The sequence below is a fragment of the Salarchaeum sp. III genome, assembly GCF_036418315.1.
Classification (GTDB): Archaea; Halobacteriota; Halobacteria; order Halobacteriales; family Halobacteriaceae; genus Salarchaeum.
Map to the genome: position 1 here is coordinate 39950 of NZ_JAZHPG010000020.1, position 26264 is coordinate 66213.

The following is a 26264-nucleotide window of genomic DNA, read 5'->3' on the forward strand; positions in this document are numbered from 1 at the left end:
TACCCGGGGCGTGAAACTGGAACCTGCCGCGACACGGGACGTGTCCGCCGCGCTCCAATTCCACTTTCACTCCGCTTTGCGTACGGTTATACTCGCGGCGGTCCTACGGACGTGACACCACGCGCCGGGTGCGGTGACGACACCCGGTCGCCGAATCCACTAGGTATATGGTTCGGGCTACAGTAATACATCGTCGTCACCTGACTCCCGGAAATTTACCATGAAACGAGACCCGACTCCCCTACACGCCGAATCCCGGAGGTACAGACAATGAGTTCCAACGAGCTATCCGCGGGCGACATCACACTCCCGATTAAGCGCGTCACCGGCGACGCGCTGGAGGACCGCCTCACCGCGAACGCGTACAACAACATCCTCCCCGCGCGCTACCTGAAGAAGAACGCCGAGGGCGACCTCGTCGAGACGCAGGAGGACCTCTTCGACCGCGTCGCGAAGAACATCGCGCTCGCCGAAGCCGTCTACGAGTCCGAGAAGCAGGGCGTCGAAGTGCTCGTCACGCCCGACCAGCTCAAGCCCGACCACCCCCGGCGCGACGAACTCGCCGCCGAGGTGTTCGGTGAGGGCGTCACCGCGGACGACGAGGACGAGGAGACCGAGCTGACGGCGGAGAACGTCAACAAGTTCGCGTACGACACCGTCGTCCCCGACCTCCCCGAGAGCGTTCGCGCGCACGTCGAGGACACCGCAGCGGAGTTCCAGGACCTGATGGAGTCCCTCTCGTTCATGCCGAACAGCCCGACCCTGATGAACGCGGGCGACGAACTCCAGCAGCTCTCCGCGTGTTTCGTCGACTCCCCGGGCGACGACATCACGGACATCCACGAGACAGCGAAGGAGGCCGCGGAAGTGTTCCAGTCCGGCGGCGGCATGGGGTACGCGTTCTGGCAGCTCCGCCCGTACGGCGACCCCGTCGGCAGCACGGGCGGCATCGCGTCCGGCCCGATGACGTTCATGGAGACGTTCGACCAGATGTGCGAAACCATCGCGCAGGGCGGCGCGCGCCGCGGCGCGCAGATGGGCGTCATGCGCATCAGTCACCCGGACGTCATCGAGTTCATCCACTCGAAGAACAAGGACGTCAGCCTCGCGCACTGCCTCAAGCTCAACGACCCCGACGACTACACGTACACGACGTTCAACGAGGCGCTCGAGGAGGCGCGCGGTCTCATCGACGACGAGGGCAAGGTCCCGAAGCACCTCCGGAACGCCGTCGAAGGACATCTCTCCAACTTCAACATCAGCGTCGGTGTGACGGACGACTTCATGGACGCTCTGGAGAACGGCGAGGAGTTCACGTTCACGAACCCCCGGACGGGCGAACCCCACATCGCCACCGAGGAGACGAAGGAGATGTACGCCCGGTACGGCCTCGGCGACCACGTCGAGGTCGGCGAACCGCTCTCGATGCCCGCCGATGTCGTCTGGGACCCCATCGTGGAGGGCGCGCACGAGAACGGCGAACCCGGCGTCATCTACCTCGAACGCGTCAACAAACAGCACTCCTTCGACGTGGAGGAACACCCCGACCACCGCATCCTCGCCACCAACCCGTGCGGCGAACAGCCCCTGGAGGAGTACGAGGCGTGCAACCTCGGCCACATCAACCTCTCCACGCTCGCCGCGCAGGACGCGCCCGACTGGCGCGTCTGGAGCGAGGAACACGAGTATGACACGCTCGAAGAAGGCATCAGTCGGTTCCTCGACGACGCGCTCGACCACGAGGAGTTCGACCACCGCATCGAGCAGGGCACGCGCTTCCTCGAGAACGTCGTCACCATGTCGGACTTCCCGGTCGAGGAGATCGAGGAGAAGGTCCGGGAGATGCGGAAGATCGGCCTCGGCGTGATGGGGCTGGCGCAGCTCTACGTCCAGCTCGGCGTCTCCTACGGTACCGAGCCCGCGAACGAGATCGCGAGCCAGGTCATGACCCACATCAACCACGGGTCGAAGGACGCGAGCCACGAACTCGCGAAGGAACGCGGCGCCTTCGACGAGTGGGGTAAGTCGAAGTACGCGAATCCGACGGAGTACCGCGAGTGGTTCGAACACCACACGGGCGAGTCCGCGGACGACTGGGCGGACGGCTACCCGATTCGGAACCACAACACGACCACCATCGCGCCCACGGGCACGACGTCGATGGTCGGGAACACCACGGGCGGCTGTGAACCCATCTACAACGTCGCGTACTACAAGAACGTCAGCGACGACGTGCAGGGCGACGAGATGCTCGTGGAGTTCGACGACTACTTCCTCCGCACGCTGGAGGCGAACGACATCGACGTCGACGCCGTGAAGGAGGAGGCGCAGGAGCAGATGGCGAACAACGAGTTCGACGGCGTCACCGGCCTGTCGACGGTGCCGGACGCCATCGGCGAACTGTTCGTCGTGACGGAGGACCTCTCCGGGAAGCAGCACGCGGCCGTCCAGACCGCCTGCCAGGACGGCGTGGACTCCGCCATCAGTAAGACGTGTAACTTCCCGAACTCAGCGAGCGTCGAGGACATGGACGACGTGTACCGCTACATCTACGAGCACGGCGGGAAGGGCGTCACCGTCTACCGGGACGGCACGCGCTCGAAGCAGGTGCTCACCACGCGCGCGGACAACGCGGAGTTCGCGGACGAGGACGAGGCCGCGGAAGTCCTCCTCGATCAGATTCAGGACGCCTTCGGCGACCTCGAAACCTTCCTCGACAACGAGGACGTCCGGGACGCTATCGGCGCCGACACGGACGACCTCGTCGACGTGGATGTGGACGGCGCGCAGAAACGCCCGCGGCCCGACGTATTGTACGGCGTCACCCAGCGCATCGACACGGGCTACGGCAAGCTCTACGTGAACATCAACGAGGACGAGCAGGGCCGGCCGTTCGAATTGTTCGCGAACATCGGGAACAGCGGCGGGTTCACGGCCTCGTTCACCGAGTCCCTCGCGAAGACCGTTTCGACGGCGCTCCGCGCGGGCGTCGACCCCGAGGAGATTGCGAGCGAACTGCAGGGCATCCGCAGCCCGAAGGTCGCCTGGGATAAGGGCGAGCAGATCAACTCCATCCCGGACGCCATCGGCACGGCGATGCGGCGCTACCTTGACGGCGACATCGACAAGCAGGTGCCGAAACAGCAGAACCTCACGGAACTCGCCGAGGACGAAGAGGACGCCGACGCGGACGTCGCGAAGCTCGACGGCGGCGCAGCCTCTGAGAGTCCGAACGCGGACACCGAACCGGTCGGCACCGCGACGCCGGACACCGAGCAGTCGAAACCCGGCGACGACGCCGACGAGGACATGACGAAGAAGCTCATCGAGGCCGGCGAGATGCCGGAATGTCCCGACTGCGGGACGATGGACCTCTACTACTCCGAAGGCTGCAAGACGTGTCAGAACTGCGGCTGGAGCGAGTGCTGAGCTGACCTAGCGGTTTTTCTCCCTCCCGTTCTTTCTCTCCGTATGAGCGGTGGGCCGACGTGTCCGATGTGCGAGTCCGAACTCCTGAAACGCCACTGCAAGTACGTCTGCCCGCAGCACGGCGTGCTCGCGGACTGCAGCGACCCCTTCACGCCCTGACTTCTGCCGGCACCCGACTGTTTTTGCGGGCGAGGCGCGAAATCGCGGGTATGGACGAGTGGAGTGAGTCGTGGACGGCGGAGGCGACCGTCGCCGACGGGGACGCGCTCGACCCCGCGGCGTCGAGCGAGGCGTTCGGCACGCTCGCGAACGAGGTTCGCGTCACCGTTCTCGTGCGGTTGGTGCGAGCGGAGCGCGACGGCGAGACGCCGGTGTCGTTCTCCGACCTCCAGGCGGCGGCCGACGCGGAGAGCTCGGCGGGGTTCGCGTACCACCTCCGACAACTGACGGGGCGGTTCGTAGAGAAGACTCCCGAGGGATACGTATTGACGGACGCGGGCCGTCGCGCGGCTGACGCGGTGCTCTCCGGCGCGTTCACGGACGACGGCCAGCGGCGCGCGAGCTAAAAGGCCGAGCGAACGAACCCCTTCGCCGCGAACGCGCTAGCGCCGTGGTCGCGGCACTCCGCTGTCGAACTGGCGGTTCGGAACACCGAACGCCTCAAAATAGCACGGGGGTGGTGGCCGGTTCTACTGCACTAGCAAGCCGCCGTCGATGACTATCGGCTGTCCCATCACGTACGAGGAGTCCTCGGAGCACAGCCAGACGACGGCGTCCGCTATCTCCTCGGGGTCGCCGAGGCGTCCCGCGGGGATACCCGCGGTGATGCGTTCCATCTCTTCCGCGTTGTCCTCGCCTGCCTGTTGCACCATCGGCGTGTCGATGACGCCCGGACAGACGGCGTTGAATCGGATTCCGTCGTCAGCGTAATCCACGGTCGCACGCCGGGTCAGCCCGATGACGCCGTGCTTGCTGGCGGCGTAGTGTGCGCTCCCGTTCGCGCTCACGCCGGCGACTGACGAGGTGTTGACGATGGCGCCGCCACCGCGTTCGACCATCTCCGGAATCTCGGCTTTCAGACACCGCCAGACGCCCTTCAAGTTCACGTCGATCATCTGATCCCACTCCTCCTCGTCGTACTCGGCGAGGCGTGCGCCCTCCTCCGCGATGCCGGCGTTGTTGTGCGCGAAGTCCAGCCCGCCGTACTCGTCGAGCGCGGTCTGCACCATCGCGGCCACGTCGTCGGAGTCGGTAACGTCGGTTCTGACGAACGTCGCTTCGCCGCCATCGCCCTCGATTATTTCGACAGTCTCGTGGCCGCCGTCCTCGTCCACGTCAGCGACGACGACCTTCGCGCCTTCTTCGGCGAACCGAATTGACGACTGTCGGCCGATTCCCGAGCCACCACCGGTAACGACCGCGACTCCGCCTTGTATTCCGTTCATAGTATCAGTCGCCACGCCGAGTGACGTGACATTAACTACTTAGTAGCCTTTTGTGAAATACTTATTGTATATATGCATCTCGGTGGCGTCTCTAGTATCTCTCCCGCGACGCTCGCCACGTACCCGGGTCTCCGCGCGTACTCCTGACGCCTCGTCCCGCTACCGTTCGCCGAACGCCGCGCCGGACGCAGTGACCGTGACGGTCTCCGTGGGGTGGTCGTCGCCGGCCGCGGCGTCGAGCGCGTCTCGCGCGAGTGCTTCCGCGTCCGCCGCGCTCAGTCCGGCTCTGTAGGCGTCTTCGAGGTAGTCCTGTGCGTCGGGTGCGCCGTCACCGAGGGCGCTCGCGCGCCACTCGCGGGTTGCGCCCGACGGGTCGACCTCCACGAGCGTCGGGTATTCGGTAGTTCCGGCGACGAGGAGCGCGGTGCCGTACGGCCGCGCGCCCCCGGTCTGGGTGCGCTCCTGAACGTGGTCGGCGAGCGCGGTGGCGAGCGCGTCCGCCGGCATCGGTTCCTCGTACCGCACGCGCTCCTCCTGGGCGGTCTGGCGCGCGATGTCCACGAGGCGGCGGGCGTCCGCGGCGTGCCCGGCGGTGCCGACGGCGAGGTGGTCGTCCACCCGGTGGAGCTTCTCGATGCTGTCCGTCTCGACGAGCGGCGACCCGGCGTCGGGCGCGGCGGCGAGCACGACCGCGTCGTCGCCCCGGACGCCGACGACGGGCGCGCCCTGCCCGACGGCCTCCCGGGCGTACTCGACCTGGTAGAGCCGGCCGTCCGGCGAGAAGATGGTGGTGCCGCGGTCGTACGCCTGCTGGTTCTCCATCTAGGCCACCTCCCCGGCGTCGGCGTACGCCTCGACCTGCACGCCCTCACGGGTGACGGTGGCGACGGTGACGCCGTTCCCGCTTGCGGTGTCGCGCTCGCTCGCGCTCTCGACCGCGGACGCGGCAACCGCTCGTGCGTCCTCGGTGGTGAGGTTGTCGCGGTAGGCGTCTTCGAGCGCGCCGTACGCGAGCTGCATTCCGCTTCCGCCGGCGGCGTACGTGTCTCGGAGCACGCCGCCCGCGCCGTCCACTTCGAAGATGTGGCCACCGGTGTCGTCGACGCCGCCGAGCAGCGGGCTGACCTGCAGGCCGGAGTTCCGGAGGACGTTCCCGGCGAGCGTGGAGAGCGCAGTCATCGACGGGTCGGTGTCGCGTCGGTCGGCGTACAACCGGGTTTCGGCGCGGAGGACGCGCACGAACTGCTGGAGGTGGCCGACGGTGCCGGAGAGCGCGGCGGCGGCGGTCGGGTGGACGGGTTCGACCTTCCGCACGTGTTTGTTGGTGACGACGCGGCCGCCGATGCTGGCGCGCTGGTCGGCCGCGAGCACGACGCTCTCGTCGGCGACGACGCCGACGACGGTGGTTCCGGTCTCCGCGCCCTCGCCGGGGTCGGGCGAGACGAGGCCGGGGTTCGATTCGTGGAGCGCGCGCCGACCGACGGGGTCGGGTTCCTGGGGTGTCTCCATACCCTTGCTTGGACTGACCCACGCAAATATGTTAGCTAAAATATATTTTAGCCGCGGCGCGAACGATACAGCGGCCCGGCGAGCACGAGCACGGCGAGCAGGACGCACGCGCCGACGAAAACGGGGTCGAACGCGCTCTGGAGGCTGAAGGAGTCGAGCGACGCGCCGAGACCGACCGCGGCTATCGTCCACGGGAGTTCCCCCACCAGCGTGCCGACGACGAACGCCCAGAGGGGGACGCCGGCGATGCCCGCGCCCGTCGACACCACTTCGGCGGGGGTTGGCGCGAGCCGGGCCGCGACGACGCCGCGAGTGTCCCCCGCGGCCGCGAAGTAGCGCTCCCCACCTGACCGAACGCGGCCGAGGACGCGCCCCGCGGTCGGCAGGCGGCCGCCGACGTAGTACGGAATCAGGCTCGTTCCCACCGCACCCAGGAGGGCTATCGGCACGCCGAGCGGGAGGCCGTACGCGTACCCGACGAGCACCGAGAGCGCGGACACCGGCCACGCGAGGAACGGCCGCACGGCGTACAGCGCGACGAGAACCAGGGGGAACCACGGGCTCGCCACGACGCCACGCACCCGCGCGAGCATCGTGTCCGGCACGAACAGCGCGAGCGCGAGCACGCAGCAGCCCGCCACCGCCGCCAGCACGACCCCGCGAGACACCGATACCATACCCCGATTCCGGCGGCGAACGCTAAATGTCTTGTACTCCGCGATGCCAGCGTACCCTATGGACGCGGTCGAAATCGGCGTCGAACTGCTCGCCGCGATGGACGACGACACCCTCTCCGTCGCGGCCGCCGTCGACCGCCTCGAAGCCGTCACCACCCACCCCGAGAAGACCCGGCGCATCCTCGACGAAGCCGAATCCCGGGGCGTCATCGAGCGCAACGATAGCGAGGTCCGATTCAGCAAGGGCGGCTACGGCGGCTTCGAACCCGACATCGTCACGAAAGAGGGCGACTTCACGTGCCGACGCTGCGGCACCAGTATCTCGACGGGGTACTTCCTGAACCTCGACACGGGCGAACTCGGCCCGTTCGGCTCCTCCTGCGTCCGCAAAGTCACCGGTCGCGAATAGTCTCCCGCAGGGCCTCGATGCGCTCGCGCTGCTCGTCCAGCAACTCCGACTGCCGGGCGACGAGCGCCTCCTGCTCCGCGATGTACTCGTCCTGCCGCGCTACGGTCTCCGCGAGGTCGTCCAGTTCCGCCCGAAGCGCCTCGACGTCCACCGCTGACTCCGTCTCAGACTCCGATTCTGGTTCGGGCCGCGGTTCCGGTTCGGGCCGCGATTCTGGTTCGGACCGCGGTTCCGGTTCCGCATCCGATTCGCTCGCGGAGACCTGCGCGCTCGCCTGCCCGCCGCTCGCGCCCGCCTCCGCCGGGTCGTCCGCCAGTTCGCTCGCGTCGTCGCGGCCGCCGAGCGGTTCGAGGTCGTCGTTGTCGAACGCCACCGCGCTCGCCGGCTCCTCCTCGGGGTGGTCGCTCGCAACCGCGCGCCGGAACTCCCGGTAGGTGTCGGCGTCGTGCGCCGCGAACAGCGCGTCCTCAACGGTCTCCCGGACGTCACGGAAGGAGTCGTTCGGCGCCTTGATGCGCTGCGTGCGCCCCGTCGTTTCGAGGACGAGCTGGCTCGCGACGTTCCCCTCCTCCGTGTCGATCTCGGTCACGTCCCCGAACACTATCTCCTCGTAGTCCTCGTTCCAGACCGCCGCGCCGACGTGCTTCACGAGGCGGTCGCTCGTCACGATGAGCGTGAGTTCGCTGAACCGATACGTGCGCTTCACCGTCTCCCCCGTCGCGGTCACGTCCGCGTGGTTCAGCACGCCCGCGATAATCGGATGGAGCGCGTCGTCCAGTTTCCCCGCGGGCACCGTCACCGTCTCCTCGCCCTCCAGTCCGTAATCGAGGGTTATCTTCGACTTCCGCCGCCCCTCCGACACCGTGATGCGCTCGGCGGCGTGCGGGTACTCCTCCACCGACTCGTCACTCAAGAGACCGTCCGCCCGGTACGCGAGCGTGCGCGTCGCCGTGACGAACAACGCGTCCTCGCCACGGAGCGGGATGCGCGCCGCGACGCTCTCACCATCGAGCGCCGCGTCCACGGCCGCAGGTACGTCCATACCCCCGAAAAACGCACCTGCAGACATAAACCCGGCGGGTCCCCCGAAACAGATGAGAACCTTAATAGGCGACAGCCGTCTACCGGAAACCGAGCCCGGGTGGCTTAGTCTGGTCATAGCGCCGCACTCATAGGGTTCCGAGATTCGGTGCGGCAGCCATTCGGTGGCTGTGCGTGTCCCCCGAGGCCCGCCGAGCCTCGAACCTGGGACATGCGGAGGCCGAGGGTTCGAACCCCTCCCCGGGCACTTTCTGACGAACCTACGAGCGCAAGCGAGTAGTTCGTCGAACAGCACGAGGAGTGGGTGAGAACCCGTCGGTTCTGCGCGAACGGAGTGAGCGCAGAGCAGGGAGCAACTCGTTGCGACCGTGGTTCCTGAACCCCTCCCCGGGCACTTTCTGACGAAGCGACCAGGGTTAGCGAGCGACAGCTGCGGTTCGCCGGCCCGAACCGATAACTGACTCACTCGTATTGGGGTCGACTATGCTACGTCGACTACGGCATCCGCTCGTCGCGCTCGCCGCCGTGATCGCGCTCACGGTTCCCTGGTTGGTGGTTCGGGGGCTGGGACTCGTTCCATCGCTCCCGGTTTCGGGGGTCATTCTCGTGAGCGGTGTCGCCGTTATCGGGGCTGCCTTCGTCTTGACGTGGGGCGCGGAGACCGCCGAGATGGATGTTCCGCGGTCGTTCGCGCTGGCGGTGCTCGCTATCATCGCAGTCGCGCCGGAGTACGCCGTCGACGCGCTGTACGCGTGGGAGGCCGGCGCGGCGCCGGGAACGCCCGCCTCGGAAACCGCCGCCAACCTCGCGGTCGCCAACATGACCGGCGCGAACCGGATTCTCGTCGGCCTCGGCTGGTCGATTATCGCGCTCTACGCCATCTATCGCGCCCGCGTCACCGGCGACGACGCCGTGAAGCACCGCGAGGGCTTTCTCGCCGACTCGGTACAGCTCGAACCGCGCATCAGCATCGAAATCGTCTTCCTCGCCGCGGCGACCGTGTACGCGCTGTTCATCCCGTTCCTGGGGGGAATCGACGCGCTCGACGCGATTGTGCTGGTCGGCCTGTACGCCGCCTACGTCGTCGTCATCCTGCGCGGGGAGACGACGCACGAACCACAGTTGGGGGTTCCCGGGTATCTCCAGCGCCGATCCCGGCCTCGTCGAATCGCCGCGGTGCTGGCGATGTTCGTCTTCTCCGCGTTCGTCATCCTCATCGCCGTCAAGCCGTTCGCGAAGGGACTGGAGACGCTCGGCCCGCAACTCGGGCTGTCCTCGTTCTTCATGATTCAGTGGGTCGCGCCGTTCGCGAGCGAGAGCCCCGAGTTCATCGCCTGTGCGTACCTGGTTCGGAAACTCCGAACCACGTCGGCGTTCAACGCGCTCATCTCCTCGAAACTGAACCAGTGGACGCTCCTCATCGGGACGCTCGTGGTCGTCTACAGCATCTCCCTCGGCTCCTACGGCGTCCTCCAGTTCAGCCAGAAGCAGGCGGGCGAAATCTGGCTGACGGCAGCGCAGAGCTTCTTCGCCGTGACGCTGCTCGTCAACTTCGAAATCAGCCTTCGGGAGGCGGTCGCCTTGCTCGGCCTGTTCGCGCTCCAGTTCCTCCCGTTCTTCCAGGACTTCCGCGGACTCGTCCTGTTCAGCGGGTTCTACCTCGCGCTCGGCGTCGCGCTTCTCGTCCACCGTCGCGACGACATCCCCACCGTGTTCGCCCGCGCTCGAGAACACGCACGAGGATAAACTGCCGACCAGCCATCCGTTTTATCCTGCCGGCTGACGAATTCAGGCGTGATGTACGACCGTATCCTCTTGGCGACGGACGGCAGCGAGGCGTCGGCGGAAGCGACCGAGCACGCGGTTGCGCTGGCGGAGGCGACGGGCGCGACGCTGCACGCGCTGTACGTGGTGGACGAACAGGTGTACTCGGCGTATTCGGGCGACGAGTACGTGCAGGAGCACGAGGGCTTGGAGAGCGGGCTCGAAGAGGCGGGTGAGGACGCGCTCGCGGACGTCGCGTCGGCGGCCGACGACGTCGAGGTGGTGACGGAGCTCGTGCACGGGACGCCGTCGGACGAGATTCTCGCGTACGGGAACGAGCACGATGTGGACCTCATCGTCGTCGGGACGCGCGAGCGCTCGGCGGCGTACCGGAACCTCCTCGGGAGCGTCACTGAACGTGTGGTTCGCATCGCGTCGCGGCCGGTGACGGTCGTGAAGACGCAGGTCGACTAGAGGCGCCGGCGAATCACGGACTCTATCTGCGGGCTCCAGTAGAGGGTGGCGAGCGCGACGACGTAGACGAGAGTGGAGGCGTCCCACGTGTACGCGGTCGCGCCCGCGAACGTGCTCGCGCCGAGCAGGGGGACGAGGAGGCTCATCGTGCAGCCGACACAGGAGAACAGGCCGAGAACGGCGGACGCGACCAGTCGGGTGGCGTCGAGCAGGCGGGCGTAGAGGACGTAGGAGAGCGCGAGGTACCCGATTAGTTTGAACGGGACGAGGGTGAGTTGGACGCCGAGCGCACGGGCGGTGACGATGGGGCCCCAGCCCGGCATCACCCAGGACACGGAGAACGCCGTGCCCGCGTGCGGCGGATTGATGACGGGGAGGAAGAGCAGGCCGCCGACGGCGGCAAGCACGACGAAGTAGCCGCCCGCGAGCAGTCCCGCGGCGAGTCTGGTTCGACGTTCGGGGTCGCGCGCCCGGACCCACTGGCGGGTGTGGACGACGGCGAGCAGGCCGAGGTTTATCCAGACGAACGGGTAGACGACGTACCGGGGTTCGGTCACCCAGCCCGGCGTCGTGGCGACGTAGAAGACGACGAGCGTGAGTTCGGACCAGACGACGACCGCCCACGCCGCGAGCGTCTGCGGGTCGAAGCGGTCGAGGACGCCGGACGCGCGCGTGGCCATACGGGGCGTTCGCGCTCCGGCGAGTAAAGCGGTCCGGAGTTCAGAGCGGGGCGGCCGCGGCGGCCGGCCGCACCGCGTCCGCCTCCGTCCGCCACGCGTCCGCCTTCGACTCCGCGATGTCGTCCACGACGCGCGCGATGCGCGTGCTCCCCGTGTGGAACTCCGTGAACAGCCGCATCAGGTCCTCCGCGACGTGGTGGGCGTCCGCGAGCGACGGCACCGCGGCAATTTGGATGGTCGTCACGTCCTCGGGGCCGCTGCCGTGCCGGAGGTCGACCCGGTAGCCCTTGTTCGACTCGTCCACGCGGTCGGGGACGCGGCCGGGCGCGAGCACCACCCAGATGTCGCGGTCGATGTGTTCGTACTCGACTACGGGGTGGGGGTCGTACTTGCGGCCGACGTCCTCCTCGTACTCGGGGTCGTCGTGTCGCCAGTTCGGCGGAACGGTCAACCCATCAGTCATGTATCGGTTTTCGCGCGGCCTCACTAAACTACTACCGGCCCCAACCCCCAATCCCACATTGCGCATCGAGAGCGCTCGATGAAACGTCTCGACTCCTCTCGTCGGTCAATAAAACCGTGCAGGCAGCGCTCACGGGGTGCGTGAAACGTCCTGAAACCACCCAACGGTTGACCCGTTATATGGGGATGGGTGGTGTAGACGTAGTCGTGATGTCGAGTCCTCCAACCGCTCACGAGAACAGCCGCGTCGGGTCGCGAACGCTCCCCCTCGGCGTCCCCCGAGTCCTGGAAGCCGTGGGGTTCTGGAGCGCGGTCGTCCTCCCCTTCCTCTACGTCCCGCTGTTCATCGCGGGTCTCCCGTCGACGGACGCGCAGGTCGCGTTCGCCGCGCTCGTGCTCGCGCACGCCGTCGCGCTCTTCCTCGGCCACGGATACAACGCCTAAGCCCGCCGGGCCTCAGTCCTGTCGCGCCGCCGGGTTCGTCACCGCCCCCCTGGCGGCGGACCCGAATAGGTCCCCGTACTTCCGCAGCACGCCCGAGTCGTACTGGCGCTCGGGTTCCTCGCGTTCCCGGACGCGCTCCTCTATCTCGTGGCGGTCGAGGCCGACGGAGAGTTCGCGGTTCGGGATGTCCACCGTCACGACGTCCCCGTCCTCGACGCCCGCGATTGGACCGCCCGCCGCCGCTTCGGGGGCGACGTGCCCGATCATCGGGCCGCGGGTCGCGCCGGAGAACCGGCCGTCCGTGAGAAGCGCCACGTCGTCCTCGTGACCCTGCCCGACGACCGCGGCGGTGACGCCGAGCATCTCCCGCATCCCGGGACCGCCCTGCGGGCCCTCGTTCCGGATGACGATGACGTCCCCGCTCGCGATTTTCCCGGTCTGGACGTACTCCATCGCGGCTTCCTCGTTCTCGAACACGCGCGCCGGTCCCTGGTGGTAGAGTTCGTCGTCGCCCGTCACCTTGAGCACCGCGCCGTCTGGCGCGAGGTTCCCCGTCAAGACCTTTATCGCGCCCTCCTCGTGCAGCGGGTCGTCCGTGGTGTAGAGGAAGGCAGTCTCGATGTCGTTGTCCGCGGGCAGGTCGAGTTCGTCGAGTTCCTCCGCGATGGTGCGGCCGGTGACGGTCATCGCGTCGCCGTGCATGTACCCGCCCTCGACGAGTCGGCGGATGACAACGGGGACGCCGCCAACGTCGTGGAGGTCCTTCATCACGCGCTCGCCGCCCGGCTGGAGGTTCGCGATTTTGGGCGTGCGGCTGCTGATGGCGTTGAAGTCCTCGATGTCGAGGTCGATGCCGGCCTCGGCGGCGAGCGCGAGCAGGTGGAGGACGCCGTTCGTCGACCCGCCGAGCGCGACCTGGAGCGCGATAGCGTTCTCGAACGACTCCCGCGTGAGGATGTCCGAGGGTTTCCGGTCGTTCTCCACGGCGTCCAGGACGAGGTCGCCGGCGTTCCGCGCCACGTCGTAGCGCTCCTCGGATTCGGCGGGCGCGCTCGCGGACCCGAGCGGCGCGAGGCCGAGCGCTTCACTGATGGACGCCATCGTGTTCGCGGTGAACATCCCGCCGCACGACCCCGCGCCGGGGCAGGCGTGACACGCCATCTCCTCGATTTCGTCCTCGTCCATCTTCCCGGAGGACACCGCGCCGACCGCCTCGAAGACGTTTTGGACCGTGATGTCGCGGCCGTCGTGCTCGCCGGGCATGATGGACCCGCCGTAGAGGAAGACCGTGGGGAGGTCGGTGCGGATGGCGGCCATCATCATTCCCGGGAGGTTCTTGTCGCAGCCGGCGACGGTGACGAGCGCGTCCATGCGCTCGCCGAATGACACGAGTTCGACGGAGTCCGCGATGACCTCGCGCGAGACGAGGGAGGCCTTCATCCCCTCGTGTCCCATCGAGATGGCGTCCGAGATGGTGATAGTGCCGAACTCGATGGGCATCCCGCCGGACTCCTCGACGCCCTCGTAGGCGGCGGCCGCGACGTCGTCCAGGTGGACGTTACACGGCGTGATGTCCGCCGCCGGGTTCGCGACGCCGACCATCGGCTTCGCGAGGTCGTCGCGGTCGTAGTCCATCGCGTAGAACATCGCGCGATGCGGGGCGCGCTCGGGCCCCTCCGTGACTTCCGCGCTCCGCAGCCCCGGGTCCTTCGTGGGGTGGTCGCTCATACCGCGACCTGGCGCTCGGCACGAATAAACCCACCCGACCGAACAGACGTTGCCGCGCGACCGGAAACTACACCCCACGCGAGAGTCGACGTCGCGTATGCACGTCGCGGTCGCACACTACCCGGAGGGCGCGGGCCACGCCACCCGGATGCTCGCCGTCACGCGCGAACTCGAAGCCCGCGGCGCGACGGTGTCGCTTGCGGGCGGCGGTCCCGGGGAACGCTTCGCCGACCTCCTCGGGTACGACGAGTACGTCCCCACGCGCGTCGATTTCATCGGCGACTACCAGGGCGACGGCGGTCTCGGGGACGTCCTCACCGGCAGCCTCCCGGACAGCGCGCGGCGCGTCCGCGACTTCTACCGGTGGCTCCGCCGCGAGGACCCGGACGCGCTCGTGACGGACGACATGTTCGCGGCGATGGCCGCGCCGATGGCGCGCGTCCCGCTCTACGTCTGCACGCACAACGCGCCCGGCCTCTACGACGACGCGGTCGAGCGCGCGGGAGCGTGGGCGCTTACCGCCTACCAGGTCGCGGCGGCCCGCGACTTCCTCTTTCCCGCGGTGTGGCCGCCCGGCGACGCGGACCCGCTGGGCGTCTCCCGGGTTCCGCCGCTCGCGCTCGACGCGGACGCGCCCGTCGTCGGTGACCCGGACGTACTGATGGTGCCGAGCACGTACTCGGACGAACTCGACGCGGCCGCAACCGGCCTCCGCGAGAACGGTCGGCGGGTCACCGTCGTCGGCGGCGCGGACTGGGAGCCGGTGGCGTCGATGCTGCCGACGCTCCGCGCCGCGAACCTCGTCGTCTGCCCCGGTTACTCGACGGTGATGGAGGCCGCCGTCGCCGGCACGCCTACCCTGATATATCCGTTCACGAGCGAACAGCGCGGCGTCGCCCGGCTCGCCGAACGCGCCACGGGCTTTCGCACCGTCACCAGTCCCGGCGAGGTGGTTACGGCCGCCGCCGACCCGCCCGACCCGCCCGCGTTCGAGAACGGCGCGAGCGTCGTCGCGGACGCCGTGCTCTCGTAGGCGTTACCGGTGTCGAAACCGGTTTTCCCGCACTCTCCGAGGAGTGAGTATGTCCGTTCGCGTCTCCGCGCCCGCCCGCCTCCACTTCGGGTTCTGCAACCTCTCGCTCGCCCACGAGCGCCTCTACGGGAGTCTCGGCGTCGCGCTCGCCGAACCCCGAACCGTCGTTACGGCCGCGCCCGCGGAGTCCGTCGTCTGCGACCATCCGGCCGCCCGCGAGCACGCCGAACGCGCGACACCCCTCCTCGACGTGTCTGGCGCGCACGTGGACGTGGAGGACGAACTCCCGCGGCACGTCGGCCTCGGGAGCGGCACCCAGCTCGCGCTCGCCGTCCTCGCGGCGGTCGCCCGCGCGCACGACCGCGAGCCACGCGTCAGGGAACGCGCCCCCGCACTCGGCCGCGGCGGGCGCTCCGGCGTCGGCGTCGCCGGGTTCGAGGCCGGCGGGTTCGTGCTGGACGCCGGCCACCCGACCGAGCGGTTCACCGCGGAAGCACCCGACCCCGGCGGCTGGACGGTGCCCGCGGTCGCCGCGCGCCACGAACTCCCCGACGACTGGCGGTTCGTGCTCGCGCTCCCGGACGCCGACCCCGGCCGCCACGGCGACGCGGAGGAGACGAGTATGCGCGCCACCGTCGAGGACGCGGACCCCGGCGTCGCCGACACCATCGCGGGCCTCGTCGTCCGCCGCGTCCTCCCCGCCGCCGCGGAGGGCGACCGCGGGCGGTTCGGGCGCGCTGTCGCCGAGCTCGGCCGGCTGAACGGGAAGTGGTACGCGGACGAACAGGGCGGCGTCTACCGGCCGCCCGCGGGCGCGGTGGTGGACCGCCTCCGCGGGTCGCCCGCGGTTTCCGGCGCCGGCCAGTCCTCGTGGGGGCCCGCGGTGTACGGCGTCACGGACGCCGCCCACGCCGCCGAAGCCCGACTCGCTGCGCGGGACGCGCTCGACGACGCCGGCTGCGACGGCCGCGTTCGCGTCGTCCGCCCCGACGACGCGGGCGCACGCTTCGAACCCAACCCCAACTCGTAAGCACTCCCCCGCCCACTCTCCTCCATGGTTCGGATTCCGTTCGGTATCTCCCGGTTGGACGACCAGATCGGGGGCGGAGCGCCCGGCGGGAGCGTCGTCCTGCTCGCGGGCGAAGCCGGCGCCGGCGCGCGCGAGTTCCTGTTCACGAGCGCCGTGATGAACGGTCTCGCGTACAACGACCAGGATCTCTTCGACCTCCACTACGGCGACGTGGGGCCGGCTGCCGAACTCCCCGAGGAAGTCCACTACCTCTCCTTCACGGCGAGCGGGAACGAACTCAAGCGCGAGGTGTCGCTGACGATGGACGACGACATCGTGGACGCCGGTCTGACCTCGGTGCAGTTCGAGGACCTCTCCCCGGAGTTCTTCCAGTTGAGTCCGGTTCCCCGCGAGTGGTACGTCGGACAGACGCGGTCCATCACGGACCTCGGGAAGGAGACGGACCGCCGGGACGTCATCGAGGCGTTCGCGGACTACCTCGACGCGAACGCGGAGAACAGCCTCGTGGTCGTGGATTCCCTCACCGACCTCGTGGGGACGCGGGAGGGCGCACTCCAGTTCAGCGACATCGTGTACGCGCTGAAGGGGCTGCGGAAGGCGGCGCGGTCGTGGAACGGCCTCATCCTCATTCACGTGAGCCAGGAGGCGCTCACGGAGGTGGAGCTCGGGAACCTCGTGACGAGCGTGGACGGAACTATCCAGTTCGAGTGGGAGACCGGCGGGAACGAGCGCGTGCGCACGATGTTCGTCCGGGAGTTCCGGGGCGTGCTCTCACAGCTGGAGGACGAGGACATCATCCGGTTCGAGACGGAGATTCACGAGGCAGGGTTCGACGTGAGCAACGTCCGTAAGATTCGTTGACTCTTGCCGACAGCTCACGGGACGAATTTTACTCTAGCGGTCAAACACGTTAAGGCATCCGCTCCCGAACTAGGGACGAATGCCGGACGGGACTAGCGAGACCACGGGGGAGGTGTCGGTCTCCGGGGGCGCGGCGAAGTGGCTCGAAGCACGGGCCGCGGAGTCGGATCTGGACTCCGATACGTTCCTGATGCGACTGGTCGCCGCGTTCCGCACCGTCGAGGAGTCCGGGGAGGTCTCGTTCGCGACGCAGAGCGACCTTGACTCCGTCGAGAGCACCCTCGACGACCTCTCTGGGGACGTGGACTCGCTCGAAGAGAACCTCGACGAGCTCCGCACCGAGACCGAGGACGATATCGAGGACGTTCGCGAGCGCGTCGTGCAGGTCGCGGAGGCGCTGGAGGGGAAGGCGGACGCCTCCCACGACCATCCCGAACTCACGGAGCGAATTGACACCGCGGCGGAGACCGTTCAGCAGCTCCAGGAGGAAACGCGCGCGGTTTCGGAGGACGTAGACGATCTCCGGGAGTGGGCGACGGACGGGTTCGAGAACTACGAGGAGGTCCTCGAGTACCTCACCGAAACCACGGAGGACCTCGACGGGAAGGTCGACACGCTCGCGCGCGTGCTCGTGGACGTCCGACGGTCGACGCGCGCGCTCGCCACCGCGGAGGAGGAGCGCGCCGCCGCGGGCGCGCTGAAGCACATGGCGAACGAGCAGGGCGTCCGCGAGGCCGTCTGCGAGGAGTGCGAGAACGCTGTCGACATTGCGCTCCTCACGGACGCGACGTGTCCGTTCTGTCAGAGCACGTTCTCGGGCGTGGAGTCCTCGCGGCGCTTCGGGTTGTTCCAGTCCGCGACGCTCACCACGGGCGAACGCCCCGCGCTGGAAGCGCCGGACGTCGAGGAGAGTCTGGACGACGAACTGGAGGAACTCGTCGATGAGTGAGGACGACGCTGACGCGCCCGCGGACGAACGCGACGAGTCGCGCAACGACGAGCGAGCGGTCGAGGCGCGGGGGGAGGAGCGGAGCGCGCCGCTGTCCGACCTCGCCACAGGCGTGCGCGAGCGCGGGGAGTCCCGGGCGGGCGACCAGGAGTTCGACGACCTGTTCTCCGAGGTCGATGTGACGGATGTGGACGGGGAGCAGGCGTGGCGTGATCTGCTCGCTGAGCAGGAGGGCGAACCGCTCGCCGTCGGTCAGCAGGTGGAGAGCGAGGAGGACCGGGACGTGCGCCACATCGAGAACCGCACCTGCCACAACTGCCAGTACTTCGGCGAACCGCCGGAACTCCACTGCACCCACGAGGGAACCGAAATCCGGCGGGTCGTGGACACCGACCACTACGAGGTCGTGGACTGTCCGATGGTCGTGGACGAAGAGGAGTTCGACCTCCCGGACGCCGAGTAGGCGCCCGACCGGGCGAGGGGTTTTTTCGCGGGGCGCGGCTACGTCGGGTATGCAATTCTGCGACGAGTGCGGGTCGATGATGCGAAAGGAGGACGGCGCCATGGTGTGCTCCTCGTGCGGGTACAGCGAGGCGCAGGACGAGGACCTCGCGGAGGCGTTCGTCTCCACGGACGCCCAGGACACCTCGGACGTCATCGAGTCTGACCCTGGAAGCGGGGACGAGGGGAAACCGACGGCGGAAGTCGAGTGTGACGCCTGCGGGAACGGCACGGCGTGGTACACCATCAAGCAGACCGGGTCGGCGGACGAACCGCCGACGCGCTTCTTCAAGTGCACCGAGTGCGGGCACCGCTGGCGGAGTTACAGTTAGGCGACGAGGAGCCAGGCGGCGAACACGGCGCTACCGCCGGCGAGCACGCTGACGACGGCGTGTTTGCGGAGGCGGTCGAGGGCGTGGTGGGCGTGGTCGTCGAGGTCGGCGGCGTCGTGGATTTCGCTCCCGACCTCGCAGCGCGGGAGGAAGTCCATGGCGATGTGGAGGAAGATGCCGGCGGCGAACCCGAAGACGATACCTCTGAATTCGGGACTGGCGGGTATCTGGAGCGCGCTCGCGGCGATGGCGGCGATGCCGACGCCGGCGGCGGGGAGGACGAGCATGCTGAGGGGGCGGCCGTTGCGGCGGAGGCGGCCGGCGGCGGCGTAGCCCGCGGGGCCCTTGTGGGAGACGATGGCCAGTCCGAGGAGCAATCCGAGGTCGGGCATCGACCCGTAGACGATGCCGATGATGGCGCCGGCGGAGAGCGCGTGCGCGGCGATTTGGGCGGTGGTCGTGTCGAGGGGGAGGTCGCGGTGGGTGAGCTCGTGGCCGATGGTGTGCGCGGCGAACCCGATGGCGATGCCGGCGGCGATGCCGAACCCGCCGAACTTGGGGTGCTGGCCGATGGCTTGCGGGACGATGAACGCGGCGGCGCTGGCTATCATCGCGCCCGCGGAGAGGCCGTACCCCCAGACGAGGGCGGTGGGGTTGCTGGAGGGGTCGCGGTAGCCGACGGCGGCGAACCCGAGCATCCCGAGGAAGGCGACCCAGGAGATGCCGAGTAGCTTGTACGACCCGTTGAGCGCGGCGTACGCGGACGCGACGAGGAACGCGAGGACGGCGAGCGCGCCGAGCACGACGGCCGACCGATTGTTGTGATCCGAAGGAACTCCGAGACTCATTCATTAACAACATTGGTAGTGATGTTATTAACACTGTCGGTGGCCGCCGGGTAGAAGAGGCTCGCGGCTGCACGAGACGTATGCGCGTCATCGACATGGACTGGGAGCGCGTCTGCTTCGCCAGCTGGCCGGTCGACCCCGGACTCGTGGAGCGCTCGCTCCCCGACCGCGTCGACGTGGACACCTTCGACGGTCGCGCCTACCTCTCCGTCGTCCCGTTCCTGATGGGACGCGTCCGCCCCCGGCACGCCCCGCGCCGCGTCGGACTGGACTTCGCGGAACTCAACCTCCGCACGTACGTCGAGGTCGACGGCGACCCCGGCATCTACTTCTACAACCTCGACGCCGCCGACCCCGTCGGCGTCGCGCTCGCCCGCGGCCTGTTCAGCCTCCCGTACTACCGCGCCGACACCCACGTCGAGCGCGCGCCCGACGACGGCACCCGCTTCGAGTCCACGCGCACCCACGGCGGCGTCCCCCCGTGTGAGTTCGCCGCGACCTACCGACCAGTCGAAGAACCGACCACGCCGGACTCGGGGAGCCTCGCCGAGTGGCTGGTCGAACGCTACCGGTTCTACACCGAGGGCCGCAGTCGGCTCTGGTACGGCGACGTGGAACACCCGCCCTGGCGGGTCGCGGACGCCGATATCGCGTTCGACGACAACGACCTCTTCGCCGCGAACGGCTTCGACCACCCCGCCGGCGACCCACACGTCGTGTATAGCCCCGGCGTCCCCGTCACCGCCCACCAGCTCCGCCCCGCCTGAGGAGGGCGTCGCGCTGCCTGTCGTTTTATTGTCCGTCCGCCCCCTCTCTCCGGTATGAGTTCCCCCACGTCCGCCGTCGTCGTCGGCGGCGGGTTCGGCGGCCTCTCGACCGCCTGCTACCTCGCGGACGCCGGCGTCGACGTGACGCTCCTGGAGAAGAACGACCAGCTCGGCGGCCGCGCGAGCGTCCTCGAACGCGAGGGGTTCCGGTTCGACATGGGGCCGTCGTGGTACCTGATGCCGGACGTCTTCGAGTCCTTCTTCGCGGACTTCGGGCACGTCCCCGAGGACTTCTACGACCTCCAGCCGCTCAACCCACATTACAGAGTCTTCTTCAAGGACGGCGACCGCGTGGACATGACCGGCGACCTCGACCACGTGCGCTCCGTCTTCGAGTCCTACGAGTCGGGCGCGGGCGACGCGTTCGAGGACTACCTCGCGAAGAGCGAGCGCAACTACGACGTGGGCATGGAGCACTTCGTCTACGAGGACCGCCCCCGCCTCCGCGACTACCTCTCGCTCGACGTAGCCAGGAACGCCCGCGGCCTCAGCCTCCTCGGGTCGATGGAAGACCACGTCGAGAACTACTTCGAGCACGAGAAGCTCAAGCAGATCGTCCAGTACTCGCTCGTGTTCCTCGGCGGCAGCCCCAGTAATACGCCCGCGCTCTACAACCTCATGACGCACGTCGACTTCAACCTCGGCGTCCACTACCCCGAGGGCGGGATGCGCGGCGTCGTTGACGGCATCGTCACCCTCGCGGACGACCTGGGCGTCACGTTCCGCACGGACGCCGCCGTCGAGCGCATTCAGCCCCACGAACCCGGGTTCACCGTCGCGACCGCCGAAGCCGAGTACGAGGTCGACGCCGTCGTGAGCGACGCCGACTACGCCCACACCGAACAGGAACTCCTCCCCGCCCAGTACCGGCAGTTCGACGAGGCCTACTGGGAGTCGCGCACCTACGCGCCCTCGGCGTTCCTGCTCTACCTTGGCGTCGAGGGCGACGTGGACCCGCTCTCCCACCACACGCTCGTCCTCCCCACCGACTGGGACGAGCACTTCGCGCAGATATTCGACGACCCCGCGTACCCCGACAACCCCGCCTACTACGTCTGCGTCCCCTCCGACACGGACGACACCGTCGCGCCCGACGGCCACAGCAACCTCTTCGTCCTCGTCCCAATCGCCGCCGGCCTCGAGGACACGCCCGAACTCCGCAAGGAGTACCGCGAGCGCGTCCTCGACGACCTCGCCGAGAACACCGGCGTCGACGTGCGCGACCGCATCGTCGTGGAGGAGTCCTTCTCCGTCGACGACTTCGCAGAGCGCTACAACAGCTATCAGGGCACCGCGCTCGGGATGGCGCACACGCTCACGCAGACCGCGCTCTTCCGCCCGCCGCACGCGAGCGAGGCCGCAGAGGGTCTCTACTTCACGGGCGCGAACACCACGCCCGGCATCGGCGTGCCGATGTGCCTCATCTCGGGCGAACTCACCGCCGACTACGTCCTGTAGATGGACCTCCGGTACCTCCTCACGCTCTCCCGGCCGCGGTTCTGGCTCTACCTCGCCGGCCCCGTCCTCGTCGGCGCGACCTACGCCGCCACCGAACTGAGCGACCTCACCACGCCTGTCGTGCTCGCGCTCGCCGCGTACTTCCTCGTGCCCGCGAACCTCTTCCTCTACGGCGTCAACGACGTCTTCGACCGTGACGTGGACGAACACAACCCCAAGAAGGAGGAGAAGGAAGCGCGCTACCAGGGGTCGCGGGACGTGCTCGTCGCCGTCGCCGCCTCGGGCGTTCTGGGCCTCGGCACGTTCGCCGTCACGCCCGCGGTCGCGTGGCCGTGGCTCGCCGGATTCTTCGCGCTCGCCGTCGGCTACAGCGCGCCCCCCGTCCGATTCAAGACCACGCCGCTCCTCGACTCGGCCTCGAACGGCCTCTACGTCCTCCCCGGCGCGGCCGCGTACGCCGCGCTCGCCGGCCACCACCCCCCGCTACTCGCCGTCGTCGGCGGGTGGCTGTGGACGATGGGGATGCACACCTTCAGCGCCATCCCCGACATCCAGCCCGACCGGGAGGCCGGTATCCGCACGACCGCGACCTGGCTCGGCGAACCCCGCACGTACGCCTACTGCGTCGCAGTGTGGACGCTCGCCGCGCTCTCGTTCGCCCTCCTCGACCCCCGACTCCTCGCCGTCTTCGCGATATACCCCGTGTTCTGCACGTGGGTCGCGTCCGCGGACGTGTCGGTGGACCGCGCGTACTGGTGGTTCCCCTACCTGAACGGACTCGCCGGCATGACGCTCACGCTCGCCGGCCTCTGGAGGCTCTATGGATAGACGCACCGTCGAAGAACGGCTGGAGCGCCTCGTGCGCGAGAACCGCTTCACCATCGCCGTCGTCTTCCCGCTCGTCGGCGCGCTCACGCTCGTCGCGAGCGAACTGGGACTCCTCCCGCCGCCACTCGCGTTCAATCCGTTCTTCGTGCTGTTCGGCACGCTCGTGATGCGCCTCCCGCTCGTCGCCGGCTTCCTCCCGCTGGTCGGCCGCCGCGAAGCCGTCGCGCTCGCCGGCCTCACCACCTACACGTACCTCGTGGAGTACGTCGGCGTCCACACCGGCCTCCCCTACGGCGAGTTCGAGTACCTCGTCAGCCTCGGCCCGATGCTCGCCGGCGTCCCCGTCGGCCTCCCCGTCTTCTTCTTCCCGCTCGTCTTGAACGCCTACCTCCTCGTCCTCCTCTTAGTCCGCGCGAACACGCCGGGCTGGGTGCGGGTCGCGCTCGCCGTTCTAGTGGTCGTTCTCGGCGACCTCGTCCTCGACCCCGCCGCCGTCAGCCTCGGGTTCTGGCAGTACGCCAGCGGCGGCGCCTACTACGGCGTCCCCCTCTCGAACTACCTCGGCTGGGTGCTCTCCGCCACCATCGCCATCGGGTTCGTCGAGTACGCGTTCAGCCCGCGCGCGCTCGCGGAACGCCTCGCGCGCTGCGAGTTCATGCTCGACGACCTCGTGAGCTTCGTCCTGCTCTGGGGAGCCGTCAACCTCGTGTACGCGAACTGGGTTCCCGCGGTGCTCGCCGGGGTCGGCGTGTTCGTGCTCGTTAGAACGGAACGCTTCGACTTTCGCGTGCGTTAGAGGGTCGCGAGGCCGTCCTCGTACTCGCGCTCCTCGTCCTCCGGCGGGCCCGTCCGGTCCGCGGGCACCGCGCTCACCGCGTCGAACACCGCCTCGGGGTCGTCGTTCCGCCACCACCGCCAGCTCGTCCTCGCCGTCACGTACAGCTTCCGGGGGAGGCTGAGGCTCGGGCGCTCCGAGAGCACGTCGAACCCCTGCCGGCGGATGAGCCGGTGGTGTTCCGCGTACAACACTGCCGCGAGCAACACGGGGAACTGGCAGTCACGGGGCAGGTACTTGATGCCCGCGACGCCCTCCCGGTAGAGCGACTCCGCGCGCGACAGCTCGGACTGGAGCGCCGTCGTCAACCCCTTCGAGGACTCGTGGTTCCTGAGTTGGTCGACCGTCACGCCGTTCGACCGTAAGCGCTCCATCGGCACGTACACGCGGTCGAGGTCGTCGATGTCCTCCCGCACGTCCCGAATGAAGTTCGTGAGCTGGAACGCCCGCCCGAGCGCGCCGGCGTGCGGCAGCGCCGCGTCCGCGTTCTCCCGCTCGGGGTCCATCAGGTACACCATCATGTGCCCGACGGACACCGCCGACCCCCGCATGTACTCGTCGAGTTCGGCCGCGGTCTCGTACGTCTGCTGTTCGATGTCGGACTCCATCGCGTCCAGGAACACCTCGACTTCGCTGTCCGGGATGCCGTACTCGTCCTTGATGTCGGCGAACGCCGCAAGCACGGGCTCCTCGGGTGTCCGGTCGCCCAGCACGCCCTCGCGGATGCGTTCGAGTTCGGCGCGCTGCTCCGCCGCCGACAGCGTCTCGTCGCCGTCCACGACTTCGTCCGCGACGCGGAAGAACCCGTAGAGGACGTACGTTCCGCGGCGTACGCGCTCCGGGAGGAGGCGGGTCGCGAGGTAGAACGTCTTCCCCGTGCGTCGGTGTATCGACTTCGCCGTCGCGACCTGCTCCCGGGAAACCATAGATACCTCGAACGGACGGCCGCCTGCGACTTAGTTCTGCGGGGCTACCGGAGCGCGCTCTCCACGAGCGTGGCGTGTGCGCGCCGCAGCCGCTCCGAGAGCGACTGGTCCGAGATACCGAGCGTCTCCGCGAGCTCGACTGTCGTCGTGTCCCGCGGCACGTCGTAGAACCCCGCGTCGAGCGCGGCGAGCAGGGTTTCGTGCTGTTCGGCCGTCAGCCCGAACGCGCCGTTCTTCTTGCGGTCGTTCTTCTGGAGGCTCAACACTTCGAGCGGTACGCCCCGAGACTGACACTGGTCGCTGAACGCGGCGAGGTCGTCCTCCGTCCGGAACCGCGTCTCGAACTCCCAGTGGTCGCCGTTCCCCCCCGCGGACAGCACGTGCGCGCCCGCGTCCTGGAGGTCGTCGAACACGTCGCGTTCGTCGCCGGTCCACGAGAGCGAGTACCGCCGACTCCCCTCGTACTCGTCCAGCACCGAGAAGTCGGAGACGCTGCCCGTCGCGTGAAGTTCGTCCTCGAACGCCGAGAAATCCGCGCCCGACGGCCCCTCAACGTGAATGGACTGGGTGTCGGACTCGACGGAAACGAGGGGGTCGACGCTGACGCTCACGCCTGCCGCGCGCGCCGCACGGCCGAACGAGACCGTGTCGGCCGGCACGCGAAACGTGAGGAGGACGCTCATACGTGCCGTTGCAGTCGTCGCATCATAAGCCTGTTCGCACGTAACCTTACAGGTCGAGCGCGGCGTCGAGCAGTTCGCCGGGCGTCGTGTCGTGTAACTCGATGTGGTACGATACGTCGACCACGGGCGCGTCCACGTCCACCAGTCGGTCGAGAGCCACGGGCGTCCCCGCGACCACTGCGTCAGGGTCGACCGCGTCGATGGTCGCTTCGAGGTCCGCGAGCTGAGCGTCCGAGTACCCCATCGCGGGCAGCACCCGGTCGAGGTGGTCGTACTCGTCGAGCACGTCCGCGATGGACCCGACCGCGGCCTCGCGGGGGTCGAGGCGGTCCGCGGCGCCGTACTGCTCGGCGGCGACCGTGCCCGCGCCGTACGCGGCGTCCCCGTGCGTGAGCGTCGGACCATCCTCCACCACGAGCACCGACGCGTCCCGAACGAGACTGGGGTCGTCCACGGACACCACGGAGTCCGCGTGATACACCGGTGCGTCCGGGTTCGCGTCCCGTATCCGTCGAACGGTCTCCGACACCTGGTCGTCGCTCGCGGCGTTCTCCTTGTTCACGACGACGGCGTCCGCGCTCCGGAGGTTCGCCTCCCCGGGATGGTAGGTGTCCGTGTCGCCGGGGCGCAGGGGGTCCGCGAGCACGACGTGCGCGTCCGGACGCACGAACGGGAGTTCGTTGTTCCCGCCGTCCCAGAGCACGAGGTCGTTCTCGTCGCTCGCACGCGCCAGTATTGCCTCGTAGTCGACGCCCGCGTACACCGTGTGGTCGCGCTCTATGTGCTGTTCGTACTCCTCGCGCTCCTCGACGGTCACGCCCGCCGCGTCGAGGTCCGCCATGGACTCGAAGCGCTGCACGCGGTTCGTGGCGAGGTCGCCGTACGGCATCGGCTCCCGCACCACCCCTACCTCGTAGCCCCGGGTCTGGAGTTCGTCCGTGAGCGCCCGCGAGAGCTGTGACTTCCCGCAGCCCGTCCGGACGGCGTCCACCGCCACCACCGGCACGTCCACGTCGAGCTGCATCTCGTCCGGCCCGACGAGTCGGAACCCCGCGCCCGCGGCGAGCGCCCGCGACGCCGCGTGCATCACG

At 68.6% G+C, this 26264-nt stretch carries 29 protein-coding genes and 1 tRNA gene; 18 read left to right on the forward strand and 12 right to left on the reverse strand.

All coding sequences use genetic code 11. The features are described from left to right. The first annotated feature begins 270 nt into the window (after positions 1-270). The 3 genes from U3A55_RS04490 to U3A55_RS04500 are packed head-to-tail and all read left to right on the forward strand — an operon-like array spanning position 271 to position 3995. Positions 271-3429, forward strand: coding sequence for an adenosylcobalamin-dependent ribonucleoside-diphosphate reductase (locus U3A55_RS04490; RefSeq protein WP_330990289.1), 3159 nt, complete (start codon positions 271-273; stop codon positions 3427-3429). A 42-nt stretch (positions 3430-3471) separates the two neighbouring features. Continuing rightward, positions 3472-3588 (forward strand): HVO_2523 family zinc finger protein, encoded by a 117-nt coding sequence (locus U3A55_RS04495; RefSeq protein WP_319799820.1) that lies wholly within the window; start codon positions 3472-3474, stop codon positions 3586-3588. A gap of 50 nt (positions 3589-3638) precedes the next feature. Next, positions 3639-3995, forward strand: coding sequence for a DUF7347 domain-containing protein (locus tag U3A55_RS04500; protein WP_330990290.1), 357 nt, complete (start codon positions 3639-3641; stop codon positions 3993-3995). Positions 3996-4118: 123 nt separating this feature from the next. On the opposite strand, the gene U3A55_RS04505 is transcribed toward U3A55_RS04500, so the two are convergent. The 4 genes from U3A55_RS04505 to U3A55_RS04520 form a co-directional block, all read right to left on the reverse strand. Further along, the gene (locus U3A55_RS04505) at positions 4119-4874 is read right to left on the reverse strand and encodes a glucose 1-dehydrogenase (RefSeq protein WP_330990291.1); all 756 of its coding nucleotides are present in this window, start codon (positions 4872-4874) and stop codon (positions 4119-4121) included. A gap of 159 nt (positions 4875-5033) precedes the next feature. Further along, entirely contained in the window at positions 5034-5696 is a 663-nt protein-coding gene (locus U3A55_RS04510; RefSeq protein WP_330990292.1) for an archaeal proteasome endopeptidase complex subunit alpha, read from the reverse strand. Further along, positions 5697-6383, reverse strand: coding sequence for a proteasome subunit beta (locus tag U3A55_RS04515; RefSeq protein WP_330990293.1), 687 nt, complete (start codon positions 6381-6383; stop codon positions 5697-5699). A 47-nt stretch (positions 6384-6430) separates the two neighbouring features. Beyond that, positions 6431-7060, reverse strand: coding sequence for a TVP38/TMEM64 family protein (locus tag U3A55_RS04520; RefSeq protein ID WP_330990294.1), 630 nt, complete (start codon positions 7058-7060; stop codon positions 6431-6433). 58 nt (positions 7061-7118) lie between these two features. Between U3A55_RS04520 and U3A55_RS04525 the strand changes: the two genes are divergently transcribed. Continuing rightward, on the forward strand, positions 7119-7469 hold the full coding sequence (locus U3A55_RS04525) for a DUF5830 family protein (protein WP_330990295.1): 351 nt from the start codon (positions 7119-7121) through the stop codon (positions 7467-7469). Here the strand turns inward: U3A55_RS04525 and U3A55_RS04530 are convergent. Beyond that, positions 7453-8511 carry a DUF7115 domain-containing protein gene (locus U3A55_RS04530; protein ID WP_330990296.1) on the reverse strand — a complete coding sequence of 353 codons (1059 nt, stop codon included), beginning with the start codon at positions 8509-8511 and terminating at the stop codon, positions 7453-7455. The two genes, U3A55_RS04525 and U3A55_RS04530, sit on opposite strands and share 17 nt — an antisense overlap. 93 nt (positions 8512-8604) lie before the next feature. Between U3A55_RS04530 and U3A55_RS04535 the strand changes: the two genes are divergently transcribed. The 3 genes from U3A55_RS04535 (at position 8605) to U3A55_RS04545 (ending at position 10748) form a co-directional block, all read left to right on the forward strand. Next, positions 8605-8757 (forward strand) — tRNA-Met (locus U3A55_RS04535). A gap of 236 nt (positions 8758-8993) precedes the next feature. Beyond that, complete coding sequence (locus U3A55_RS04540) at positions 8994-10256, forward strand: sodium:calcium antiporter (protein ID WP_330990297.1); 1263 nt, start codon at positions 8994-8996, stop codon at positions 10254-10256. Between the two features lie 51 nt (positions 10257-10307). After that, on the forward strand, positions 10308-10748 hold the full coding sequence (locus U3A55_RS04545) for a universal stress protein (RefSeq protein ID WP_330990298.1): 441 nt from the start codon (positions 10308-10310) through the stop codon (positions 10746-10748). Here U3A55_RS04545 and U3A55_RS04550 read toward each other — a convergent pair. Both U3A55_RS04550 and U3A55_RS04555 read right to left on the reverse strand, forming a co-directional pair. Next, positions 10745-11428 (reverse strand): DUF7546 family protein, encoded by a 684-nt coding sequence (locus U3A55_RS04550; RefSeq protein ID WP_330990299.1) that lies wholly within the window; start codon positions 11426-11428, stop codon positions 10745-10747. The genes U3A55_RS04545 and U3A55_RS04550 overlap by 4 nt on opposite strands. Before the next feature lie 40 nt (positions 11429-11468). After that, entirely contained in the window at positions 11469-11891 is a 423-nt protein-coding gene (locus tag U3A55_RS04555) for a hypothetical protein (protein WP_330990300.1), read from the reverse strand. Between the two features lie 209 nt (positions 11892-12100). Between U3A55_RS04555 and U3A55_RS04560 the strand changes: the two genes are divergently transcribed. Further along, a complete protein-coding gene (locus tag U3A55_RS04560) occupies positions 12101-12334 on the forward strand; it encodes a hypothetical protein (RefSeq protein WP_330990301.1) in 234 nt (77 codons plus the stop codon). 12 nt (positions 12335-12346) lie between these two features. Here U3A55_RS04560 and ilvD read toward each other — a convergent pair whose 3' ends face one another. After that, entirely contained in the window at positions 12347-14062 is a 1716-nt protein-coding gene (gene ilvD / locus U3A55_RS04565) for a dihydroxy-acid dehydratase (RefSeq protein WP_330990302.1), read from the reverse strand. A 97-nt stretch (positions 14063-14159) separates the two neighbouring features. Between ilvD and U3A55_RS04570 the strand changes: the two genes are divergently transcribed. The 6 genes from U3A55_RS04570 to U3A55_RS04595 all read left to right on the forward strand — a co-directional run bounded on the left by U3A55_RS04570 (position 14160) and on the right by U3A55_RS04595 (position 18768). Then, positions 14160-15095: a glycosyltransferase gene (locus U3A55_RS04570; protein ID WP_330990303.1), complete on the forward strand. Its 936-nt coding sequence runs from the start codon at positions 14160-14162 to the stop codon at positions 15093-15095. A gap of 49 nt (positions 15096-15144) precedes the next feature. After that, entirely contained in the window at positions 15145-16125 is a 981-nt protein-coding gene (locus U3A55_RS04575; protein WP_330990304.1) for a beta-ribofuranosylaminobenzene 5'-phosphate synthase family protein, read from the forward strand. A gap of 24 nt (positions 16126-16149) precedes the next feature. Continuing rightward, the gene (locus U3A55_RS04580) at positions 16150-16986 is read left to right on the forward strand and encodes an RAD55 family ATPase (RefSeq protein WP_330990305.1); all 837 of its coding nucleotides are present in this window, start codon (positions 16150-16152) and stop codon (positions 16984-16986) included. Between the two features lie 79 nt (positions 16987-17065). Next, positions 17066-17935, forward strand: coding sequence for a hypothetical protein (locus tag U3A55_RS04585; RefSeq protein ID WP_330990306.1), 870 nt, complete (start codon positions 17066-17068; stop codon positions 17933-17935). Continuing rightward, positions 17928-18398: a hypothetical protein gene (locus U3A55_RS04590; RefSeq protein WP_330990307.1), complete on the forward strand. Its 471-nt coding sequence runs from the start codon at positions 17928-17930 to the stop codon at positions 18396-18398. The genes U3A55_RS04585 and U3A55_RS04590 overlap by 8 nt, the downstream gene beginning before the upstream one ends. A gap of 49 nt (positions 18399-18447) precedes the next feature. After that, positions 18448-18768: a transcription factor S gene (locus tag U3A55_RS04595; protein WP_330990308.1), complete on the forward strand. Its 321-nt coding sequence runs from the start codon at positions 18448-18450 to the stop codon at positions 18766-18768. Here U3A55_RS04595 and U3A55_RS04600 read toward each other — a convergent pair. After that, positions 18765-19616, reverse strand: a complete 852-nt coding sequence (locus tag U3A55_RS04600; RefSeq protein ID WP_330990309.1) for a ZIP family metal transporter — start codon at positions 19614-19616, stop codon at positions 18765-18767. The two genes, U3A55_RS04595 and U3A55_RS04600, sit on opposite strands and share 4 nt — an antisense overlap. Before the next feature lie 80 nt (positions 19617-19696). Between U3A55_RS04600 and U3A55_RS04605 the strand changes: the two genes are divergently transcribed. From U3A55_RS04605 to cruF, 4 genes are read left to right on the forward strand one after another with little or no spacing between them, the layout of a single operon-like run. After that, the gene (locus U3A55_RS04605) at positions 19697-20383 is read left to right on the forward strand and encodes a YqjF family protein (RefSeq protein WP_330990310.1); all 687 of its coding nucleotides are present in this window, start codon (positions 19697-19699) and stop codon (positions 20381-20383) included. A 54-nt stretch (positions 20384-20437) separates the two neighbouring features. Further along, positions 20438-21901, forward strand: coding sequence for a phytoene desaturase family protein (locus tag U3A55_RS04610; protein WP_330990311.1), 1464 nt, complete (start codon positions 20438-20440; stop codon positions 21899-21901). Further along, positions 21902-22729, forward strand: a complete 828-nt coding sequence (locus U3A55_RS04615) for a prenyltransferase (protein WP_330990312.1) — start codon at positions 21902-21904, stop codon at positions 22727-22729. Further along, positions 22722-23525, forward strand: a complete 804-nt coding sequence (gene cruF / locus U3A55_RS04620; RefSeq protein WP_330990313.1) for a bisanhydrobacterioruberin hydratase — start codon at positions 22722-22724, stop codon at positions 23523-23525. Before U3A55_RS04615 ends, cruF begins: the two co-directional genes overlap by 8 nt. Here cruF and U3A55_RS04625 read toward each other — a convergent pair. The 3 genes from U3A55_RS04625 to U3A55_RS04635 form a co-directional block, all read right to left on the reverse strand. Beyond that, positions 23522-24490, reverse strand: a complete 969-nt coding sequence (locus U3A55_RS04625) for a phytoene/squalene synthase family protein (RefSeq protein ID WP_330990314.1) — start codon at positions 24488-24490, stop codon at positions 23522-23524. The two genes, cruF and U3A55_RS04625, sit on opposite strands and share 4 nt — an antisense overlap. 44 nt (positions 24491-24534) lie before the next feature. Continuing rightward, positions 24535-25173, reverse strand: coding sequence for a helix-turn-helix domain-containing protein (locus U3A55_RS04630; RefSeq protein WP_330990315.1), 639 nt, complete (start codon positions 25171-25173; stop codon positions 24535-24537). Positions 25174-25219: 46 nt separating this feature from the next. Further along, positions 25220-26264 (reverse strand): GTPase (locus U3A55_RS04635; RefSeq protein WP_330990316.1); only part of this gene is annotated, 1045 nt, incomplete at its 5' end.

What these genes read in the sequence shown, in the direction of transcription:
- U3A55_RS04490 (WP_330990289.1), top strand. Translation starts at nt 271, where the DNA reads ATGAGTTCCAACGAGCTATCCGCGGGCGACATCACACTCCCGATTAAG.
- U3A55_RS04495 (WP_319799820.1), top strand. Translation starts at nt 3,472, where the DNA reads ATGAGCGGTGGGCCGACGTGTCCGATGTGCGAGTCCGAACTCCTGAAA.
- U3A55_RS04500 (WP_330990290.1), top strand. Translation starts at nt 3,639, where the DNA reads ATGGACGAGTGGAGTGAGTCGTGGACGGCGGAGGCGACCGTCGCCGAC.
- U3A55_RS04505 (WP_330990291.1), bottom strand. Translation starts at nt 4,874, where the DNA reads ATGAACGGAATACAAGGCGGAGTCGCGGTCGTTACCGGTGGTGGCTCG.
- U3A55_RS04510 (WP_330990292.1), bottom strand. Translation starts at nt 5,696, where the DNA reads ATGGAGAACCAGCAGGCGTACGACCGCGGCACCACCATCTTCTCGCCG.
- U3A55_RS04515 (WP_330990293.1), bottom strand. Translation starts at nt 6,383, where the DNA reads ATGGAGACACCCCAGGAACCCGACCCCGTCGGTCGGCGCGCGCTCCAC.
- U3A55_RS04520 (WP_330990294.1), bottom strand. Translation starts at nt 7,060, where the DNA reads ATGGTATCGGTGTCTCGCGGGGTCGTGCTGGCGGCGGTGGCGGGCTGC.
- U3A55_RS04525 (WP_330990295.1), top strand. Translation starts at nt 7,119, where the DNA reads ATGGACGCGGTCGAAATCGGCGTCGAACTGCTCGCCGCGATGGACGAC.
- U3A55_RS04530 (WP_330990296.1), bottom strand. Translation starts at nt 8,511, where the DNA reads ATGGACGTACCTGCGGCCGTGGACGCGGCGCTCGATGGTGAGAGCGTC.
- U3A55_RS04540 (WP_330990297.1), top strand. Translation starts at nt 8,994, where the DNA reads ATGCTACGTCGACTACGGCATCCGCTCGTCGCGCTCGCCGCCGTGATC.
- U3A55_RS04545 (WP_330990298.1), top strand. Translation starts at nt 10,308, where the DNA reads ATGTACGACCGTATCCTCTTGGCGACGGACGGCAGCGAGGCGTCGGCG.
- U3A55_RS04550 (WP_330990299.1), bottom strand. Translation starts at nt 11,428, where the DNA reads ATGGCCACGCGCGCGTCCGGCGTCCTCGACCGCTTCGACCCGCAGACG.
- U3A55_RS04555 (WP_330990300.1), bottom strand. Translation starts at nt 11,891, where the DNA reads ATGACTGATGGGTTGACCGTTCCGCCGAACTGGCGACACGACGACCCC.
- U3A55_RS04560 (WP_330990301.1), top strand. Translation starts at nt 12,101, where the DNA reads ATGTCGAGTCCTCCAACCGCTCACGAGAACAGCCGCGTCGGGTCGCGA.
- ilvD (WP_330990302.1), bottom strand. Translation starts at nt 14,062, where the DNA reads ATGAGCGACCACCCCACGAAGGACCCGGGGCTGCGGAGCGCGGAAGTC.
- U3A55_RS04570 (WP_330990303.1), top strand. Translation starts at nt 14,160, where the DNA reads ATGCACGTCGCGGTCGCACACTACCCGGAGGGCGCGGGCCACGCCACC.
- U3A55_RS04575 (WP_330990304.1), top strand. Translation starts at nt 15,145, where the DNA reads ATGTCCGTTCGCGTCTCCGCGCCCGCCCGCCTCCACTTCGGGTTCTGC.
- U3A55_RS04580 (WP_330990305.1), top strand. Translation starts at nt 16,150, where the DNA reads ATGGTTCGGATTCCGTTCGGTATCTCCCGGTTGGACGACCAGATCGGG.
- U3A55_RS04585 (WP_330990306.1), top strand. Translation starts at nt 17,066, where the DNA reads ATGCCGGACGGGACTAGCGAGACCACGGGGGAGGTGTCGGTCTCCGGG.
- U3A55_RS04590 (WP_330990307.1), top strand. Translation starts at nt 17,928, where the DNA reads ATGAGTGAGGACGACGCTGACGCGCCCGCGGACGAACGCGACGAGTCG.
- U3A55_RS04595 (WP_330990308.1), top strand. Translation starts at nt 18,448, where the DNA reads ATGCAATTCTGCGACGAGTGCGGGTCGATGATGCGAAAGGAGGACGGC.
- U3A55_RS04600 (WP_330990309.1), bottom strand. Translation starts at nt 19,616, where the DNA reads ATGAGTCTCGGAGTTCCTTCGGATCACAACAATCGGTCGGCCGTCGTG.
- U3A55_RS04605 (WP_330990310.1), top strand. Translation starts at nt 19,697, where the DNA reads ATGCGCGTCATCGACATGGACTGGGAGCGCGTCTGCTTCGCCAGCTGG.
- U3A55_RS04610 (WP_330990311.1), top strand. Translation starts at nt 20,438, where the DNA reads ATGAGTTCCCCCACGTCCGCCGTCGTCGTCGGCGGCGGGTTCGGCGGC.
- U3A55_RS04615 (WP_330990312.1), top strand. Translation starts at nt 21,902, where the DNA reads ATGGACCTCCGGTACCTCCTCACGCTCTCCCGGCCGCGGTTCTGGCTC.
- cruF (WP_330990313.1), top strand. Translation starts at nt 22,722, where the DNA reads ATGGATAGACGCACCGTCGAAGAACGGCTGGAGCGCCTCGTGCGCGAG.
- U3A55_RS04625 (WP_330990314.1), bottom strand. Translation starts at nt 24,490, where the DNA reads ATGGTTTCCCGGGAGCAGGTCGCGACGGCGAAGTCGATACACCGACGC.
- U3A55_RS04630 (WP_330990315.1), bottom strand. Translation starts at nt 25,173, where the DNA reads ATGAGCGTCCTCCTCACGTTTCGCGTGCCGGCCGACACGGTCTCGTTC.